Raw genomic sequence first — 15,979 nt, forward strand, 5'->3', positions numbered from 1 at the left:
AACGGAGAAAAGAGACGGAGGGCGTGATGGCAAACCATCTACTTCATGAGTTCCGGCAGGACGAACAGGACGATTTTGCGGCTGTGTGCAAGAGGCACGGGCGCACTGTCGCCGAGTTTGAAGTTCGCGACGAAGATCAATATCCGGCGGGCGGCGCAGTTGGCGCGATTCGGCGGGAAGTCACCGTGGCGCTCCGGGGGAAGGATACAGTGAAGCTTTACGATGGCGGTCACGTCAGCCACTGGATCGTCGACTTCGAGAACGACCTGAAGGCGGGCGTCTTCAACTAAGATGGAAAACGATGAGACCTCCGAAAACCTATCTGATCGTCGAGGCGTCCGCCGACGGCGCTGGCATTGAGTTTCACCCCATGAAGAAGTGGTGCCGCGCGCACCGCGATCAGAGCCCGCCCGAAATGGATCCTGATTTCACCAACTCACAAATGCTGAGGCGAGGATTTCAACGCATGGGCTGGTCGGTGCAGGAGACCGAAACTGAGGTCCGCATCACCCCGCCAGCTTCCGCCCAAGCGGTAGACGAAGTGCTGGGCGGCGTCGCGGGCGACGATTCTTCAAGTGATGATGAGGCAGGAGAACTTGGCGAGACAGTCTTCGAACTCGAACGTCAGTTGCAAGAGTTCATCGCGCACAACATCGAGTCTATCCGTGTCGGTACAGCTCGACTGCGGCTCTATACGGAAGGCGGGGGTGATGGACTCGAGTATCCCACTGCCGTGGGTCCGATTGACATACTGGCCGTCGACCAGGATGGCGGGTTTGTAGTCTTTGAGTTGAAGCGCGGCCGGGCTCCAGACAAGGCAATCGGGCAACTTGCGCGATACATGGGGTGGGTGAAGACCCACCTCGCAAACGGGCGCCCCGTGCATGGGGTGATAGTGGCGCATCGGATCAGCGACAACTTGCGATACGCCATTGCTGCATTCCAAGACGTCTGGTTGTTCGAATACCACGTCAAGTTTGAGCTGAGCGAAATCGGCTGTGCTGTGGGCACTTAAGAAAGATAGGAAAATTGGGAGAAGCGGATGCACCTCGCCGATCACAGCGTTGGAGGCTATGTGTTCGTGATCGGGGGGATGATCGCCGGCTTCCTCGCAGGGAACCGCACGCGCGAGTACGGCATGATCGGCGTTGGCGGCATGATGGGTCTCGCTGCCTTTCTGGTCCTTGCCGCCTGGGGCTGGCTGGTGCTGATTGTGGTGTGGCTTATCCTGATCGCGGCGCAGTGGGCGTGGGATGCGCTCAAAGAACGCCGACGACAACGCCGTAGCGGTCAATGTGATCGCAGCGTCGATGTTGCGTCCCAACACCGTCAACCGCGCGTTGCCGCCGTGCTGCCGCTTTCCGCGAGCGGTGGCCCGGTCGAGGTTGAAGTGCAGGACACGTCTTTTGCGGGTATGTCGGTAGTAGAGATTTTCGTAAAGGTGGGCGATAAGGTCAAAGTGGGGCAACCGCTGGTGTCGCTCGAATCCGACAAGGCGGCAACCGATGTGCCGAGTCCCATTACCGGCGCCGTCAAGCAACTGAAGGTGAAGATCGGCGATGTAATATCGGACGGTGTCCCGATCCTTGTGATTGAGAACAACGAAGCGGACTGAATAGGAAAATGCGAGAGGAGTCGGCATGAAGGGCAAGAACGTCTTTTCAGCGGCCGAGGCGGAGCGTGCGTGTGACCTATTACGACAGATTCGGGCTGCGGATCGCGATGCTCAGAAATTGCTGCGCGATCGCCTGCGAGAGGAAGTCGGCTTTTACATCTCCGACTTCACCAGTTCGAATGCAGGCTTCACGGAGTGCGACTTCCGTAGCTTGGTTGAGCGCGGGACGATCCAGATCGGGTGACACGGAAAACAATGGGCATCCTACAGTGGCTTTTTAGGGAACCGTCAACCACGGAGCGCCAGGCAGTGATTGCCCTTGCCGACGGCAGCAGGCATACGCCGGGTGATTTCGGACGTGTGCTGATGCGCTTATCCCACGGACCAGCGGCGGAACTTTTCGATAGCTGCTTCGGCGAAGGAAGCCCGGGACGAGGGGTGCAAGGGGGGGCATCTGATTGCGGCGAAGCCGGCCGTAGCTCATTTGTACTTGACTGCGCTCTACGCAGGAAGCTATCTGGCGTACACGCGGGCCACTCTAAATGCACCGGCTTCTGTCCTGGCCCAGATGCGCAATGGGCTTTCGCTGGGACTAAAAGAGCTGGTTGGGCCTGATGGGTCGCGCTTTAGCGCAATCGAACAAAAGAACTTGCTGGACGTGATTGACCTATTCGCAGCCGCAGTGGAGGCTGACATGAAGCAGGTGGTTGACGCTGATCCCGAGGTGTTCGATCCAAGGCCAAGCGAAGCGGTAAAGGTAATCGTCTCCGTCTTAGACAGTGTGTATCGCGATGGCGAGGGCCCGATGCTACTCATAAGCGCTGCGCCGGAATTTCTAGCCCTCCAAACGTATTTGTCACAAGCCCCGAAGGCGGCGCTGACAGCAATGGCGACGACTGTGAAAATGCAACTGCCAACCCTATAGCAATCGGAAAACGGGACGGGTGACGGCGCCGATGCACTCTCAAGGAGAACTGATGCTACGCGAACTGAGAAGACTCGTAATGGCTATCGCCATACCGACAGCATTGGCGTCAGCACAAGCTCAAGCGCAGACCGAGGGGGTGTTCATCCATCACTCATTCGAAACCGGGAACGGCTACCGTGGTATGCCGGACATGATGCGACGAGCCTACGTAATGGGGGTTTTCGACGGGATGCTTTTCTCCCCGATGATCGCAACAAGCGACTTGCCGAGAGCGCGGTCGCTCGGCCAGTGTGAAGAACGGATGAACATGACAGACCAACAGTTGACCGCAATTGTCGACCGTTACCTCGATTCCAATCCAGTGCTGTGGGGCGACGACATGCATGGCGTGGTGTACTCCGCCTTGTCTGAGGCCTGCGGTCACTACGGTATTAGGTTGCTCGGAAAGCCGTCAAAATAACCGGGAAAACGTCATGGCACCTAGGCGTCTACAACGCCGGCAGCGCATTGGAATGTTCGTCGGGTCTTGCTTGGCGATTGTTGTGCTGCTTGCCCACAACCCGTTCAATGGTTATCTCACGGAGACGCCATGGACGAATCCGCTAACGCCGGAGTGCTTGAACGTCGCCAAAGCGGATGTCAGGACGATGACGCAAGCCGATATCGATCGCAGCATCGAACAAGCGAAACAATGCGCTCGTGAAGGATCAAGAGACCTACCGTTTCCTCAATGGACCAGTGCGCAACCTTGGGTCGGTTGGATCGATGGGGAATCTCATGCGTATGATTCTGCTTGAGGGCGCTGTTGTGCTACTCACGACGTTATGGGTGGTTCTTAGTAGACAAGCCGAAGCACAGGCGAAATAGAGCGGAAAACGCGCCGGCTCGACTGGCGCTGGAAAACGAGAACAGATCATGAACGTATTTGTTGTTATCGATGACGCAATGGGCGGGGACCAGTACGCTGGTGTTCATCGGACTCGACCTGATGATCGGCCGGGATCAAAGGTTCGTGAGGTCAAGGTAGTTGGTCCGCAGGCCGACCCGTAGTTCGTCTATGTCGCGCAGACCTACGACCGGACGATGGACGTCCATCGCTTTGAAGGCGTGTACGGTGATTATGAAACTGCGGATCGAGCGTCCGGTCCCAAAGGCGTGACGTTCAGCGTCAAGATTTGAGCCAAGGAAAAGAACGGGGGAAGGGATGAAACATCTGCTGATCGTCTTCGCATGCGCACTGGTGCTTGCAGGGTGTGCGGCCCAGCGGGCTGCCAACGATTGCGAGGTAATGGGCTATGCCCGTGGTACTCCAGAATTTTCTCAATGTGCGGAGCGCCAGGTTGCTGCACGTCGGGCGAGATTTATGGAAATGCGGGGGCAGGATACAGCGATCTCGATACAGTGCGAAAAATCGTCGCAAGGCATCTTCGGCCGCAATACTGGCCGTAGTGACTGCCCGCACCCTCTCGGGATGGTGAAGTAGTCGCTGGCTCAGGGATATAGGAAACATGGGCATGACGATAAGCCTCAAAACCGTATTGCCGCAGCTCGTAGAGCCAGCGATTATGTGGGCCGAAGAACAAGAGCGGAATGCCCTCGTCGTCGGCTCGCCACTGGGACCGTATGAGATAGCCGACGCACGAGCCGTCGGGGTCCGCATGCCCGAGAAGATCCGCGTCGTCACAGCGCCGAGCCTTCCAATGCCCACAGATCCTTGGTTGAGGACAGTTGCGCAAGACACCGGTCTTCTCGGATCCCACGTTTTGGGACTTACGTTGGGCTATGCGATTTTTCTGGTCGAGGGTCGCGGCAGCCGGCGGTTGCTGACCCACGAATGCCGACATGTCCACCAGTACGAGCGTAGCGGCTCAATCAAGGCTTTTCTGCCGGAGTACCTGAGACAGATTGCCACGATCGGATACGAAGCCGCCCCGTTGGAACTCGACGCCCTTGCACACGAGATTGGGTGAGCCAAAGGAAAACGGGACAAGATTGGCATCGCACGGGAGAACCCAAGATGGCGAACCAAAGCGACCTGTTTCTCTACTGGCTCCTCGCGTATGTGACCATTGGCTTCGTGATTACCCTGTGGACCGCCATATCCGGAAAACTTAGCCCAAGAGGGTGGGGCGTAAGTGCGCCATTTCTCGAACTGATGTGGCTGTGGCCGCTGTTCTTGGTGGCGGTGGTTGTTGAGTTCCTTATATCGAAGCGCAAGCGTTAAACCGGAAAACGACCGTGACAACGATCGAGGACGCGCGTCGCTATCGCGAGCAGGAGGGGCTTGTTGGCAAGGGTGGCGTCGTGGTGTTTTTCCACGGTGAGATTCGAGGCTGGGTGAACAGACTGCGCAACCCCGAGCATTGGCAACCCGCCGGTATAGAAGTCGATGAATGAGGCCGCAGGTGGACGACTATCGCGGGTAGCGACCGCAATGGCGCGCAGATGCGGCTCGCGATTCACGAACTCTAGGACAACAGATGTGCAACTTGTTGTTGAAGCTCGCAAATTCTGCTAGCCATGGTCACGAAACCTGCTAGCGGTGTGCACGAAATTCGCTAGCGTCGGCCGTGGCGCCGATGCTGTCGCGCGACTTGCCGGGGAGCTTCCCATTCGAACAGCGTCGCACGGTGCTCGCTGATATACGAGAGCAGCTTATCCATGTTGCGGGCCTTGGTGAGCGCGGCGGGCGGCAACCGTTCGCGCGCGGCGCGATGGATTGGACATGCGCCAGGGCCTTCCGAGATCCAAGTGAAACGCCAATACGGTGATTCGATTTCAATGGGATTGACGAATACGCATCGGCAGCAGAACCACAAATCAATTGGGCATGAAGGCGGACAGGCGTTGCCGGCCAGTGCCGACAGCGCATCCGGGGTCACGCGCGCCAGTGAGCAGATGCGCGATAGCACATCGATTTCGGTGGGTGCTATCGTCAGCCATCTCTCACAGTTCGGGCCCAAGTCGAGTTGAATGTCAGCGGCCACGGCCAATTGATCGACATCGAGGCGATAGCGCGCCGCAACCCGGCCGAACCAGCTACCGAAGGTTTCATCGGCAAATGGACGAGGGCACAACGGCCACGCTCGCTCAGGTTCGCGCATCGCAGGCCCGCTGTAGGTGCCGCAGCGTGATACGCTCGCTGTTGTCCAAGATCGCCTGCTCGGCCGCCGCATTGAGAATACGGGAGACATCACCCAGCAGGCCGTCGCTGGCAGCGACCAGCAGTTGTACGAAGGGGCGCTGCTGCAAGTCAGAACCGTGCCGCAGTGGCAGCACTTGTTCGAAAGCGCCAAGCAGCGCTCGAAACTCATCGCATTCGTTCCAGCGCGGCAGCTCCAACGGCGTGAAGCGACTGCTCATCTGCGGATCGGTCTGCAGTGCCACCGGTGCGTCGTCGGTGCCCACTGCCACGATGCTGATGCGTAGATCGTTGGCGAGGTACTTCAACAGGTTCAGTGATGCGCGCTGTTCGCGGTAGTTGCCGGCGAGAAGATGATGCACTTCGTCAACGACGAGCATACGCGGTGCCATGCGCCGAAGTAAATCTCGTGTAAGTTGCTCCAGTACCGCTAGCGTCGTGCGGGCGGCCTGCGGTGCACCTAGCTCGAACAGCAGTGCGCGATAGAAGCGCGCTTGATCTGGCGTCGGTGGCATTTGCAAGGCGATGATCTGGCGTCGTTCCACGCCGCGTAGTTCGTCGAAGACCGGAGGATGCTCGCGCAGGAACTTTGCAACGATTAACGTCTTGCCGATGTTGGAGGGGCCATGCAGCATCATGCATGGCATGCGTTGCCGCTCAGGCGTGTGCAGTAGACGTAGGAGGCGGCCCAGCGCCTCGCTGGCGCGGGGATAATCGATCCAGCGTTCGCGTTGTAATAGGCCAATGCGCTCGGCGTCGCCAAGCATGGCGATCTCGCGTACCGCCGGATGCAGGTGTTTGAGTTCGCCGCCGCGCATCACCAGATCTCCACCGGAAAGGCGGCCACCTTCTTGTCGTAGTTCAAGTGCGAGGGTGTTGCAGCGCTCGCCGTATCCGCGACGTTGACGGACTTGCCCGTGCGTACGCGGCGCGTTTGGCGTGCAGCGCGCTGCACGATCTCGCGCTGTTGCTCGATGGCCTTGAACAGCAATAGTTCGGATAGGCGCGGATGATCTTGTCCACGCAGCCATCGTACGGCGGCACGTTGCTCCCATAATGTGATTGCTGGACGACGCAAGTCGGCATAGCGGGCCTCGACGTAGTGGCTTCCGTCAACGGAGACATAGACGCGCGACAAGTCCTCCGGGTGGTAGCGCACGCGAACAGTGCGCCGATCGGCACGCCAGGCGGTGAACACTGGATGCCAGTAGCGAATATGGAAAATGGTCAATCCGTCTTGCTGGATCGAGCGCCGAGCTACAGGCATGAAATCGATTAGCAGCCGCAGTGCAGCGTCGGGACCGGGTTCGATCAGACGCACCGGCGCATCGGCTGCTTTCCGGAGCCAGCAGCCGGACGGTGTGGCGCCGAACAAACCGCGGTGTGGGCTATTGTGATAGCGCTGGCCGACCTCCAGTGCCAACCAACGCTCGAATTCCTTGAGCGTGAGACAGGCCTGCCGTTCGGGCTTGAGTTGCTTGCGGCCTTTGGGCGAATTGCCAGTAGCTCCCGGCAGGCCCTTCAGGCGCTGCATGAGCGTGCGATTCATCCGCTCTATATGGCCGCCGAACTGAGGTTTCCCGACAGGGCGGTATTGCAACTCGATACCGTATTGGGCGCATCCCAAGCGCAGGGCCCGGCAGTGGAACTCCGCGGCGTTGTCCATGTGCAGCACCTTGGGCAGTCCGGCCATCGGCCAATCGAAGTCCAGTTCGAGGGAGGCCAGCCAATCGGCCTTGGGCAGCACAATGCGACTGATTAGCAGGGCCACCGTCGCGGCACTAGGGCGTTCCATGCCCAGATAGAACGCCACAATGCAGCGTGTGGCCAAGTCGATGGCCACCGACAACCAAGGTCGGCCGATGACCCGCCGGGAAAATCGGTCGACGACGAACACATCGGCCTGGGTATGGTCGATCTGCACGATGTCAAGGGGTTTCGCGGCACCGAAGTCACCCGGCGCGATGGACGCTGCCGACTCCGTCGCTGCGCGGGCCAGTTCGGCATCGCAGTGGGCTTTTATGCGACGCGAGACGGTGCTGCGCGAGGGGGCAGGCAAGTTGTGCTTGGCGCAACGTCGACGGATTTCGACATGGCTGTCCAGGACAGGATGCGCCAAATGGCGCTGTTGCGGTAGCCAGCGTTCGACAACATCTTGCACGATGGCTTCGACGGTCGCTGCAAGGCGTTGTGGTTCATTGACGCGCCCCCGCTTGCCCGGGATCAGGCTGGAAGCGACGGGGTCACGTAAGAAGCGCTGCCGAAGGCGGTACACGGTCGTCCAATGTACTCCGAGCAGACGTGCCGCCATCGCAGCCTGCGGCCGCGTCATCGGCTTGGTTCCCAGCGGGTGGAACACGCGCGCGATCTCGATTTCCCGCTCGGTTAACATGGCCGACAGGGACATAGCGCCTCTGCAAGAAACGGTTGCTAGTGCAATTTAAGACCATGGTTTGGTCGCTAGCAAGTTTCGCGAACAGCGCGACGGAAAAGTGGCCGGATCGCCACAGGACGAAGCGATGCAGATGAGGGGATCAAAACGCATATAGATCAATGGGTTGCGCCAATTTCTCGCTAGCGGATTTTATGATCACCGCTAGCAGAATTTGAGAAGCTCAACAATCGCCGCGGGGGCAGTTGGTGGCGCTCCGTGCCGCGCATCGGCGTCGGGCGCGCACGCGTGCTGGTGGCCTGGCTGCGCCGGCACGCAACGTCGATCGGCCAAACGGTCGAGGACGACGTCGAGCTGACCGATCCGCTGGCCGCGCCGGTCACAAACGCGACGATCCTGGTCACGACGGGCGCCGCGCAGTTGGCGCCGCTCGAGCGGCTCGCGGTGCCAGCCGAATTGTCGGGTGGGCGCGGCGCCAATCGCGCGCCGGGCTTCGCCTACGTGCGCGCGGCGCATGACCTCGATGCCGTGCGCGCCTATCTGCATCGGTACGACGACCGGCCCGAGACGCAGCGCGCGTATAAGCGCGAACTTGAGCGGCTGGTGCTGTGGTGCGTGGCCGAGCGCGGCGTCGCGCTCTCGTCGATGACGGTCGAGGATTGCGAAGCGTATAAGGCATTTTTGAAAGCGCCGGGCGAGCGCTTCACCGGCCCGCCCGTGGCGCGCGCGAGCCGCCAATGGCGCCCGTTCGCGCCGGGCGGCTTGAGGCCGGAAAGTCGGCATTACGCGGTGCGCGCGATCCGCGCCGCGTTCACCTGGCTTGTCCACGTGCGCTATCTCGCGGGCAATCCCTGGCGCGCCGTAACCGATCCCGTGACCGTCAAACGCGTGCGCAAGCTGCAGGTCGAGCGGGCGCTCTCGCTCGATTTGTGGACACGCATGCGCGGGACACTCGCGGAACGCGCCGCGCTGCTCGGCCCCGTGGGGGCGCGCTGGCGCGCGGCGCGTGCGCTCTTGCTGATCCTGGGCGACGGTGGCCTGCGCATCGCCGAGGCGGCCGCCGGCGCGCGGGCCGCGCTGGTCTGGCTGCCGGCCGACGACGACGCGCCGGCCAGCTGGCTGCTCGAGGTGATCGGCAAGGGCATGAAGCAGCGTTTCGTGCCGCTCAGCGATGAGTGTGTCGAGGCGATCCGCGCCCATTGGCATGACCGCGGCCAGGACTTCGACGCGGCCGATGCGCAGGGGCCGTTGGTCGCGCCGTTGGTGGTGCCGGCGACGCCGCGGGCCCGCACGAAATTCGGCGATGAGAAGGGCGACGCCACACCCAGCGTAACCAACGTTAAGGGGGGCTATTCGGTGCGCGGGGCACGCGGCCTCACGCAGTGGGCCATCGATCTGTTGCTCGAAGCGCTGCCCGAGTTGTCCGACGCGGAGCGACGCAAGCTCGCACGGACCTCGCCCCATGCGTTTCGCCACACGGTCGCCACGCAGATGCTCGCGAGCGGCGCGGCGCTCGAGGTGGTGCAGCAAACGCTCGGTCACGCGTCCCTCGGCACGACCTCGATTTACATCTCGCCGGAGCAGTCCCGCTTGCGGCGGGAAGCGGCCAAGTATCACGCCCGACTGATGCAGAGCTGATGCGTTGACGACCGCGAGGCTGCGGCAAGGGGCGATTTTCCCGGGACGCGCTACACTAAAAGAAACGCCGATTGGCTGATGAGCCGCTCCGCTCGCTTAGTCGAGCGGGGTCGTGCCCGGACCGGCTAACGACGGTTTTAGACCATGGGGCCAACGGGACGCACGATCGGTTGGAACCGAGTTATGCATGGTGCTGCGCTCGAACATTTTATCGCCGCTTGGCGAGCTCGAGGAATGACTATGACCGCGTGACGCCGGCACTCGGCATGAATGTGTCGCTTCTGTGTAGTAATGAGAACAACGACTCAGTAGAAAACGGGGACGGCCGATATGGTCAGCAAACGCCAAACATGTCGCTGCGCAATCACGGTGCTCGTGGCGGTGAGTTTGATGCTCTTCGCCGGGTGCGCTCCGAGAATGGTCTCGGGGATCTTCGTGCGTTCGCTTGAGTCACCGCCGGGCCTCGAGATGTTCCGCCTCGTCGAATCACCCCGCGGACATCTCTCGGGCTCAATGAACGATACAAGCTTGAAAGACGACGGATCCGTGCAGAATAGCGCCGCCTACAACGTGACCGGAACAGTCACGGGCGAAAACGTGGCGTTGTCTTTGAATGGTGGCCTTGCGACTGTGGCACGCTGGCTCGGCGGTCCGACGGATTTTGTTGGGACATTGAGCGGCGACTCTCTCACCCTCAGCGCGGGAAATCAGGTCGAGCATTTTCAGGAAGTATCTCAAGGCGCATATGACAGTATGCTGGCCGCTCTTCGGCAACGGGGTGCTCGCATTGCGGCTTCTCGCTCCGCATTCGATGCAATGGCTCGCGTTCAGCGAGACGCGGCGAAGCTCAATGACGATTTAAATCGTTATGTCGCATGGGCAAGACAGCGGATCGATCGGGCAGCAGGACTGCGGAACTGGTATGAAGTCCGATTGCAGAACTACAACCGGTGCCTGAGTACGATCACGCCTCTCGCCGCAGCGCATGTTCCTTCTTGGAAGTGGCAGTCGTGCGTCCTGGCGGTCGACAATGATAGCTATGCCCGCGACCAGACGGCGCAGAGTGTGCGTGACGCCCAATCCAAGAACATACAAGCGATCGCCGACTTGAATCAGCGCATCGCCGCGATAAATGCAGCCGTACCCGTCGCAACGGGAAAGCTGACGGCCGCATGCCCTAACGCTCCGGACAGCCAAGCCTGTCGTTCCGAGGTGACAGAGCTTGGCCGATGGCAGTCGGGTGGGCTGATCGATAGTCGTCTGCTGACCGCATTCCAACGCGTGGCACCGGACGCCGGACATGCACTCGATACCGACGCGCAAATCTCAAAAGAGAGCGGGGCGGAACTCGCAACGCTCGCCAAGCGGATCGACGACATATACAGGGCGTCGATGTGACGGTGGAGCGCGAGACGCTCGGCCTGTACGCGGCCCGATTGGAGGGATCAACAGGAAAAGCAGTCCAACCATCACACCCAGTGGCTCGGCTCGAAATTCAGTCGGCGCGGACGCTTCATTGATCGCGGGCAGTGAGCGCCGTCGCGCTGCCGACGATCTTCGCAGCGTCGTTCGCGATCCTTTTGACGCCCTCGCTGCCGAACGACATCGCAATACAGGCGGCCTGTATTTCCGTCAGACACGCATACCGTGGATCGCCCGTTTCCAGGCGGTCGTGCACGCGTGCGGCGAACGCATCGGAGAGTATTCGCTGCGGCCGTGGATAGCGCCTGGGAAGCGGTTGTTCGCCGCTCAACAACGCGGCGGTCGGACTGGCGATTACCCGTTCCGCACTGTCAAGCCGTTCCGCGATGCCGTTGCGGGGCTGTCGTCGAATGCTTTCAGCCTCGAGCCTGGCGATATTGCTGGCCCGCGCCGCGCGCCGCAGATCGAACCACCCGACGGTTGCGGCGGTGCGCCGGTCCTTCGGAAACTGGGCGTCCTCGACGAACACCGCGGGGCCGTCGGCCCATGCGTCAATGACCACCGGCGATTGCCCGGCGGCACTGCTCGGCGCTTCTGCCCAGACGTGTTCGCCGTTTGGCAGTTCGTAGAGGGCGACGGCATCGCTGGCCGGCCGCCCCCGTTGCTGTGCGCGGCTACCATAAGCGAACGCCGCAACCCGCGCGTATTCGCTGCAATTGCCGGCGAGAAACGCGTAGGCGGACATCGCAATGAGAAGGTGCCGATTCACCGAGGCCGGAATGCCGGGCATTAATTGCGTGTCGGCAATCTGCGCGTCGAGCCGCAACTGTCTCGCCGCATGGGTGCGCACCCGGCTTGCACCGTTGGTGCGCTGGAGGTCCATGTCGATATTGCCGCGCCCGAACGGCAGCGCTTGCCGCGCGTCGACCAGGGCTTCCTGCGCAGGCACGAGCCGGTCGATACCGGCCGCGTCGATCGGACGGCCGTCGATATGCCGGGCGAGTAGATATCCGCCCATCGGCAGCCAAACGTCCAGCGCCAGTTCACTGCGCATGGCGCCGAAAAGCGAAGGTCCCTCCGGCGAGTGACTTCGTGGGGGCGGTTGAACCGCCCATGGTGCACGCAGCGTCGCACCGCCTGCTTGATGAGGACTGCTGGTCTCGCGAGACTGCCAGCCCGTGAGGCCGCTCAGCGCGGGATCGCCGTGCAACGCATGGCTGAACGATGGTCCTTGCGACGGCTGCTGTTCGGACTGCCGGTCAGTTGCGTCCCCGCTGAGCAATGCGGACAGCAAGCCTCGCGTTCTACCGGCAACAGGCCGTGTCATACCCTTGATCCGCTCTGTCGTTCACCATGCAACATGCCGGCCGACGACCTCGGCAAGCGTTGCTCCAATCGCAACGCGATGGATCAGTTAGTCTGACAGTGCTGCTGGTATGGGCCTCGTCGCGCGGCGAACCTGCGTCGCGTCAGCCGAAGCTTGTAGCGCATCAAGCTTGCCGCGACAACGCAACGTCCGGTACCGCGGGACGCCGCGGCGCCCGCAAGAAGGAAAGCCCATGACGCGCGAGCGCTATCCTGTTGTTCGCAGCAAGGCACGATGCTTCGTGTGAAGCGTCAATATTTGATCAACTGAGTGGAGGTGTGACCAGCGCGGATCCACCGAGCACATTTACATGCGGCGCCTGATGGCAGTCGGCAGGACAACACCATGCACAATATCGCGACAGCGCGCGTCCGTTGGCTCCGCGCACAGGCTTGCACGACGAGATCTTCGAAGGCACGAGATCAGTTCGGCACAGACTCCACCTCACAGTGATTTTTAATACGGCCTACGCCTCGCGAAGGCTTCGCGTATCGATCTTGCATTTCGCCGGACAATGCGGCACTTCAAACATGCTCGGGCAGCATGGCGCTTCGCCTTTATCGGTTACGACAGCAAGAGCGCGGAAATGGGGATAGACATCACTCGCACGCAAGGGGCGCACCAGATTGCTTCCACTACGGGCACGAGCCAAACATCGTCATCGAATGCCGAGCGCGCGTCCGCGTCTAGTAGTCGACGAGCATCGACGGATGCATACCTGCAAGGGCTCCCCAGCAGAGGTATGACCGCGGCCCGACCGGCCGCAACGGCTAAGCCCAACTCCTGGGCTGCTATTGCCACGCACATCCGAAATCCGGCCAACGATCCGCAGGTATCGAATCTCGTCGCGAAACTCGAGGTGCTCCACGAGCGATCCCCGACGTTTCGCGCGCGTATGAAAAAAATAGTCGACGAAGGCGGCGTCACGATCACGGTCGCAAGAGCTGATCATTTGCCCAAAGCATTTACGCACCCTGGCCTGCGTCGCATCCATCTTTCGGAGGAAGTGGCAACCGATGCCCCGGGCGCCGCGCACCGGTCGCTGCCGGCGCTCGCGGTGGAGATTTTGAATCTATATCGGCGGGACGAGTTCGATGCGCTCAACCGGCATTTCAAGAATGGACGCCTCGGCATCGAGCATGCCGCGCGCATGAAGGAAACGGCGGAATATGGCTCCGTGAGCGATATGGTCACGTTCTTTTCCGAAGCGCGTCGGGGCCTGGAGCAAATGGGCTTTGGCAATCCTTCCAGTTGGTACGCCCGTATCGGACCATTCGGCGACGTTCGCGGTGCCTACCCGACGGTGAACGACTACGTGCGCGCGGCCGTGAAGTCTGGCCATACAGCGGCCTACGAGCAGCAGTTCGCGAACATCGCGGCGGAAATGAAACGCACCGCCGATTCATCGGCGAACAACGATTCGACTGCTGCGGCCCAGACCCCAGGAGCCGCGGTGTCGTTGGTTGGTGGAAGCCGACCACAATCGCATCGCTGAGTTCGACACCGCTCTCTCTTACAGCCCCTGTCATGGGGCGGTTCAAGGTTGCCGTCATAGACGTCATCTTCGTCGGGATGCCAAACAAAGGTTTCTTTGGTCACGATCCGCTCCTTGGCTTCGTCGCGATAAGGCCTTTTACGCGTGGCTGTATCGCGGGTGGCTGCGTAAAAATGAGATAAGGTCAAGTCTGGTGTGTGGGCCGTTGATCGCCCTTTTTCTCGACGAAGAAGCCCGCTTCCAGCCAAGATCGGCGTACCTCGCGGCGCCAGGATCTCCATACGTCGTCAATGGGAAACTCTGACTCGGCGGCAATTGCCTCCAGAGACCACTGTAAATTTCGAGTCTGTTTCACAAGCGACAGGAATCTGTAGTGCAGGCGAGTGACCGGAAAAGTGTGCGTGAGGAAATCGCGGCGCAGGATCACTGCGTAGGAATGCTTGGCAGCTGGAAACTGTGGTGAACGCCCGGCACGCACCTCGTGGTAATACCAGGCGACGGGATAGAAGTACTCGACTAGAACCAAGCAAGGCTGAAGGACCAGTGTGTCGTCGTCGACCGACACGTCAGGCCAAGGCTGACCCTCGTGGCCAGGTGCGTCGAACAGACGGTAGAGGTCGCGCTCATAAGTCGCTAAATCGATCATGAAATCGATCCATGACTCGCGTCTTTCCGGCGGCTGGTCTCGATCCGGCCGATTGTCCTCGAGCCATTTCGGGAAGTGCCGGCCGAGCTCGTGCAGCGTATAGCTCTCGGAAGGACAGACTCGCAGATACTCGTCTGCGAAGTCGGCGAAAAGAGCCGGTCCCAGGGCGTGGCGGCTGGCCGGGAACTGCTCTTCCAAGCATTTGCGCAAGCGCAGGATGTAGCTGCGCTGATAAATCGCGAGGCAGGCCGATGGCGACAGCTTCGGCCCCGGCAGAAAGGTGGCGTTGACGGTGTCGGCGTTCACGCCATCCGGTGCGACCAATGCGTCGAGCATCCAGTGTTGCAGCACCGCAAATCGATCCTGGTCGATGTTCATGACTGGCACGTGTCGCTGTTACTCATGACCTCGGGCACCAAGAATGCGACCGGGGTGGATACCGCCTCTGCGTCGTCTCGTTGCTGCGGGTCGGCAGCCTCGGCATCGACGGAACCGTCGCCATCGATAATTTGTTGCGCCCGCATCAATTCGGCGTACAGACGCTCGAAGGCGGGTACATCGCCATCCCACTCGAGCAATGTGGCCGCTTGCGCACTACGTTGCCAAGCCAGGTGGAAGAGCTGCCACACCGCCTCGGAAACGGGTCGATCATGCGTGTCGACGATATGGGTGCCGCAATGCTGATGTCCGGCTAAGTGCAATTGCACGACGCGATCGAATGGAAACTGGTCCAGATAGTCGACCGGATCGGTGCCGGCATTGAAGCAGCTGACATATACATTGTTGACATCGAGAAGCAGCCAGCAGCCCGTTGCCCGGCTGAGTTCGCGCAGAAAGGTCGGCTCGTCCAGAGTCGACTGGCGGAAGCGGACATAGGTGCTGGGATTTTCCAATACCAAGGGCCGCCCCAAAAACTCCTGTGCCTCGGCAACCCGCGCGCTCACATGCACCAACGTCGCTTCGGTTAGCGGAAGCGGCAGGAGATCATGGCTGTTGATCCCCTGCATGCCGGTCCAGCACAGATGGTCGCTGACCCAGCGGGCCGATACCTCGTCGGCCAGTTGCCGCAAGCGGGCGAGATAGTCGCGATCGAGCGGGTCGGTACTGCCGATCGACAGGGATACGCCATGCAGTACGACCGGATAATGTTCGGCGATCCGGCGCAGGACGGCGCGCGGCCGGCCGCCCGAATCCATGAAATTTTCCGAGATCGCCTCGAACCAATCCACGGGCGGCCGGGTTGCCAAGATATGGTCGAAATGCTGGTTGCGCAGTCCGACGCCGAAGCCGAGCTGATGCCCGGCAGCAGCGCCTCCTCGAAGTGCCGTCATATCT

At 60.9% G+C, this 15,979-nt stretch carries 18 protein-coding genes and 1 pseudogene; 14 read left to right on the forward strand and 5 right to left on the reverse strand.

What is annotated here, in order from left to right; translation table 11 throughout:
• Positions 1 to 26: 26 nt before the first annotated feature.
• The 11 genes from MMB74_RS12005 (at position 27) to MMB74_RS12055 (ending at position 5,516) form a co-directional block, all read left to right on the forward strand.
• A complete protein-coding gene (locus MMB74_RS12005; RefSeq protein WP_277428844.1) occupies positions 27 to 290 on the forward strand; it encodes a hypothetical protein in 264 nt (87 codons plus the stop codon).
• Between the two features lie 11 nt (positions 291 to 301).
• Positions 302 to 1,015: an endonuclease NucS domain-containing protein gene (locus MMB74_RS12010; protein WP_277428845.1), complete on the forward strand. Its 714-nt coding sequence runs from the start codon at positions 302 to 304 to the stop codon at positions 1,013 to 1,015.
• 27 nt (positions 1,016 to 1,042) lie between these two features.
• A complete protein-coding gene (locus MMB74_RS12015; RefSeq protein ID WP_277428846.1) occupies positions 1,043 to 1,615 on the forward strand; it encodes a biotin/lipoyl-containing protein in 573 nt (190 codons plus the stop codon).
• 25 nt (positions 1,616 to 1,640) lie between these two features.
• A complete protein-coding gene (locus tag MMB74_RS12020) occupies positions 1,641 to 1,859 on the forward strand; it encodes a hypothetical protein (RefSeq protein WP_277428847.1) in 219 nt (72 codons plus the stop codon).
• Positions 1,860 to 2,309: 450 nt separating this feature from the next.
• The gene (locus MMB74_RS12025; protein WP_277428848.1) at positions 2,310 to 2,540 is read left to right on the forward strand and encodes a hypothetical protein; all 231 of its coding nucleotides are present in this window, start codon (positions 2,310 to 2,312) and stop codon (positions 2,538 to 2,540) included.
• Positions 2,541 to 2,592: 52 nt separating this feature from the next.
• Positions 2,593 to 3,003, forward strand: a complete 411-nt coding sequence (locus tag MMB74_RS12030; RefSeq protein WP_277428849.1) for a hypothetical protein — start codon at positions 2,593 to 2,595, stop codon at positions 3,001 to 3,003.
• Positions 3,004 to 3,747: 744 nt separating this feature from the next.
• On the forward strand, positions 3,748 to 4,026 hold the full coding sequence (locus MMB74_RS12035) for a hypothetical protein (protein ID WP_277428850.1): 279 nt from the start codon (positions 3,748 to 3,750) through the stop codon (positions 4,024 to 4,026).
• Positions 4,027 to 4,057: 31 nt separating this feature from the next.
• Positions 4,058 to 4,513 (forward strand): hypothetical protein, encoded by a 456-nt coding sequence (locus MMB74_RS12040; RefSeq protein ID WP_277428851.1) that lies wholly within the window; start codon positions 4,058 to 4,060, stop codon positions 4,511 to 4,513.
• Between the two features lie 47 nt (positions 4,514 to 4,560).
• On the forward strand, positions 4,561 to 4,767 hold the full coding sequence (locus MMB74_RS12045) for a hypothetical protein (protein WP_277428852.1): 207 nt from the start codon (positions 4,561 to 4,563) through the stop codon (positions 4,765 to 4,767).
• 14 nt (positions 4,768 to 4,781) lie between these two features.
• Positions 4,782 to 4,940 (forward strand): hypothetical protein, encoded by a 159-nt coding sequence (locus MMB74_RS12050; RefSeq protein ID WP_277428853.1) that lies wholly within the window; start codon positions 4,782 to 4,784, stop codon positions 4,938 to 4,940.
• A gap of 354 nt (positions 4,941 to 5,294) precedes the next feature.
• Positions 5,295 to 5,516: a hypothetical protein gene (locus MMB74_RS12055; protein ID WP_277428854.1), complete on the forward strand. Its 222-nt coding sequence runs from the start codon at positions 5,295 to 5,297 to the stop codon at positions 5,514 to 5,516.
• 117 nt (positions 5,517 to 5,633) lie between these two features.
• Here the strand turns inward: MMB74_RS12055 and MMB74_RS12060 are convergent, their stop codons facing one another.
• Together MMB74_RS12060 and MMB74_RS12065 are read right to left on the reverse strand one after the other, a co-directional pair.
• Positions 5,634 to 6,503 carry a TniB family NTP-binding protein gene (locus MMB74_RS12060; protein WP_277428855.1) on the reverse strand — a complete coding sequence of 290 codons (870 nt, stop codon included), beginning with the start codon at positions 6,501 to 6,503 and terminating at the stop codon, positions 5,634 to 5,636.
• Positions 6,503 to 8,092 carry a Mu transposase C-terminal domain-containing protein gene (locus MMB74_RS12065; RefSeq protein WP_277428856.1) on the reverse strand — a complete coding sequence of 530 codons (1,590 nt, stop codon included), beginning with the start codon at positions 8,090 to 8,092 and terminating at the stop codon, positions 6,503 to 6,505. Before MMB74_RS12065 ends, MMB74_RS12060 begins: the two co-directional genes overlap by 1 nt.
• A 189-nt stretch (positions 8,093 to 8,281) precedes the next feature.
• On the opposite strand from MMB74_RS12065, the pseudogene MMB74_RS12070 reads away from it, so the two are divergent.
• Positions 8,282 to 9,715 (forward strand): annotated as a pseudogene (locus MMB74_RS12070) (tyrosine-type recombinase/integrase); the annotation flags it as partial.
• 528 nt (positions 9,716 to 10,243) lie between these two features.
• A complete protein-coding gene (locus tag MMB74_RS12075; RefSeq protein WP_277428857.1) occupies positions 10,244 to 11,113 on the forward strand; it encodes a hypothetical protein in 870 nt (289 codons plus the stop codon).
• 115 nt (positions 11,114 to 11,228) lie between these two features.
• Here the strand turns inward: MMB74_RS12075 and MMB74_RS12080 are convergent, their stop codons facing one another.
• Positions 11,229 to 12,086, reverse strand: coding sequence for a hypothetical protein (locus MMB74_RS12080; protein ID WP_277428858.1), 858 nt, complete (start codon positions 12,084 to 12,086; stop codon positions 11,229 to 11,231).
• A gap of 1,312 nt (positions 12,087 to 13,398) precedes the next feature.
• Here MMB74_RS12080 and MMB74_RS12085 point away from each other — a divergent pair.
• Positions 13,399 to 13,998, forward strand: a complete 600-nt coding sequence (locus tag MMB74_RS12085) for a hypothetical protein (RefSeq protein WP_277428859.1) — start codon at positions 13,399 to 13,401, stop codon at positions 13,996 to 13,998.
• A gap of 184 nt (positions 13,999 to 14,182) precedes the next feature.
• Here the strand turns inward: MMB74_RS12085 and MMB74_RS12090 are convergent, their stop codons facing one another.
• Both MMB74_RS12090 and MMB74_RS12095 read right to left on the reverse strand, forming a co-directional pair.
• Complete coding sequence (locus MMB74_RS12090) at positions 14,183 to 15,022, reverse strand: DNA-binding domain-containing protein (protein ID WP_277428860.1); 840 nt, start codon at positions 15,020 to 15,022, stop codon at positions 14,183 to 14,185.
• Positions 15,019 to 15,975: a DUF692 domain-containing protein gene (locus tag MMB74_RS12095; RefSeq protein ID WP_277428861.1), complete on the reverse strand. Its 957-nt coding sequence runs from the start codon at positions 15,973 to 15,975 to the stop codon at positions 15,019 to 15,021. Before MMB74_RS12095 ends, MMB74_RS12090 begins: the two co-directional genes overlap by 4 nt.
• Positions 15,976 to 15,979: the final 4 nt, after the last annotated feature.

Origin of the sequence: Trinickia sp. Y13 (assembly GCF_029522115.1) — a bacterium.
Taxonomy (GTDB): domain Bacteria; phylum Pseudomonadota; class Gammaproteobacteria; order Burkholderiales; family Burkholderiaceae; genus Trinickia.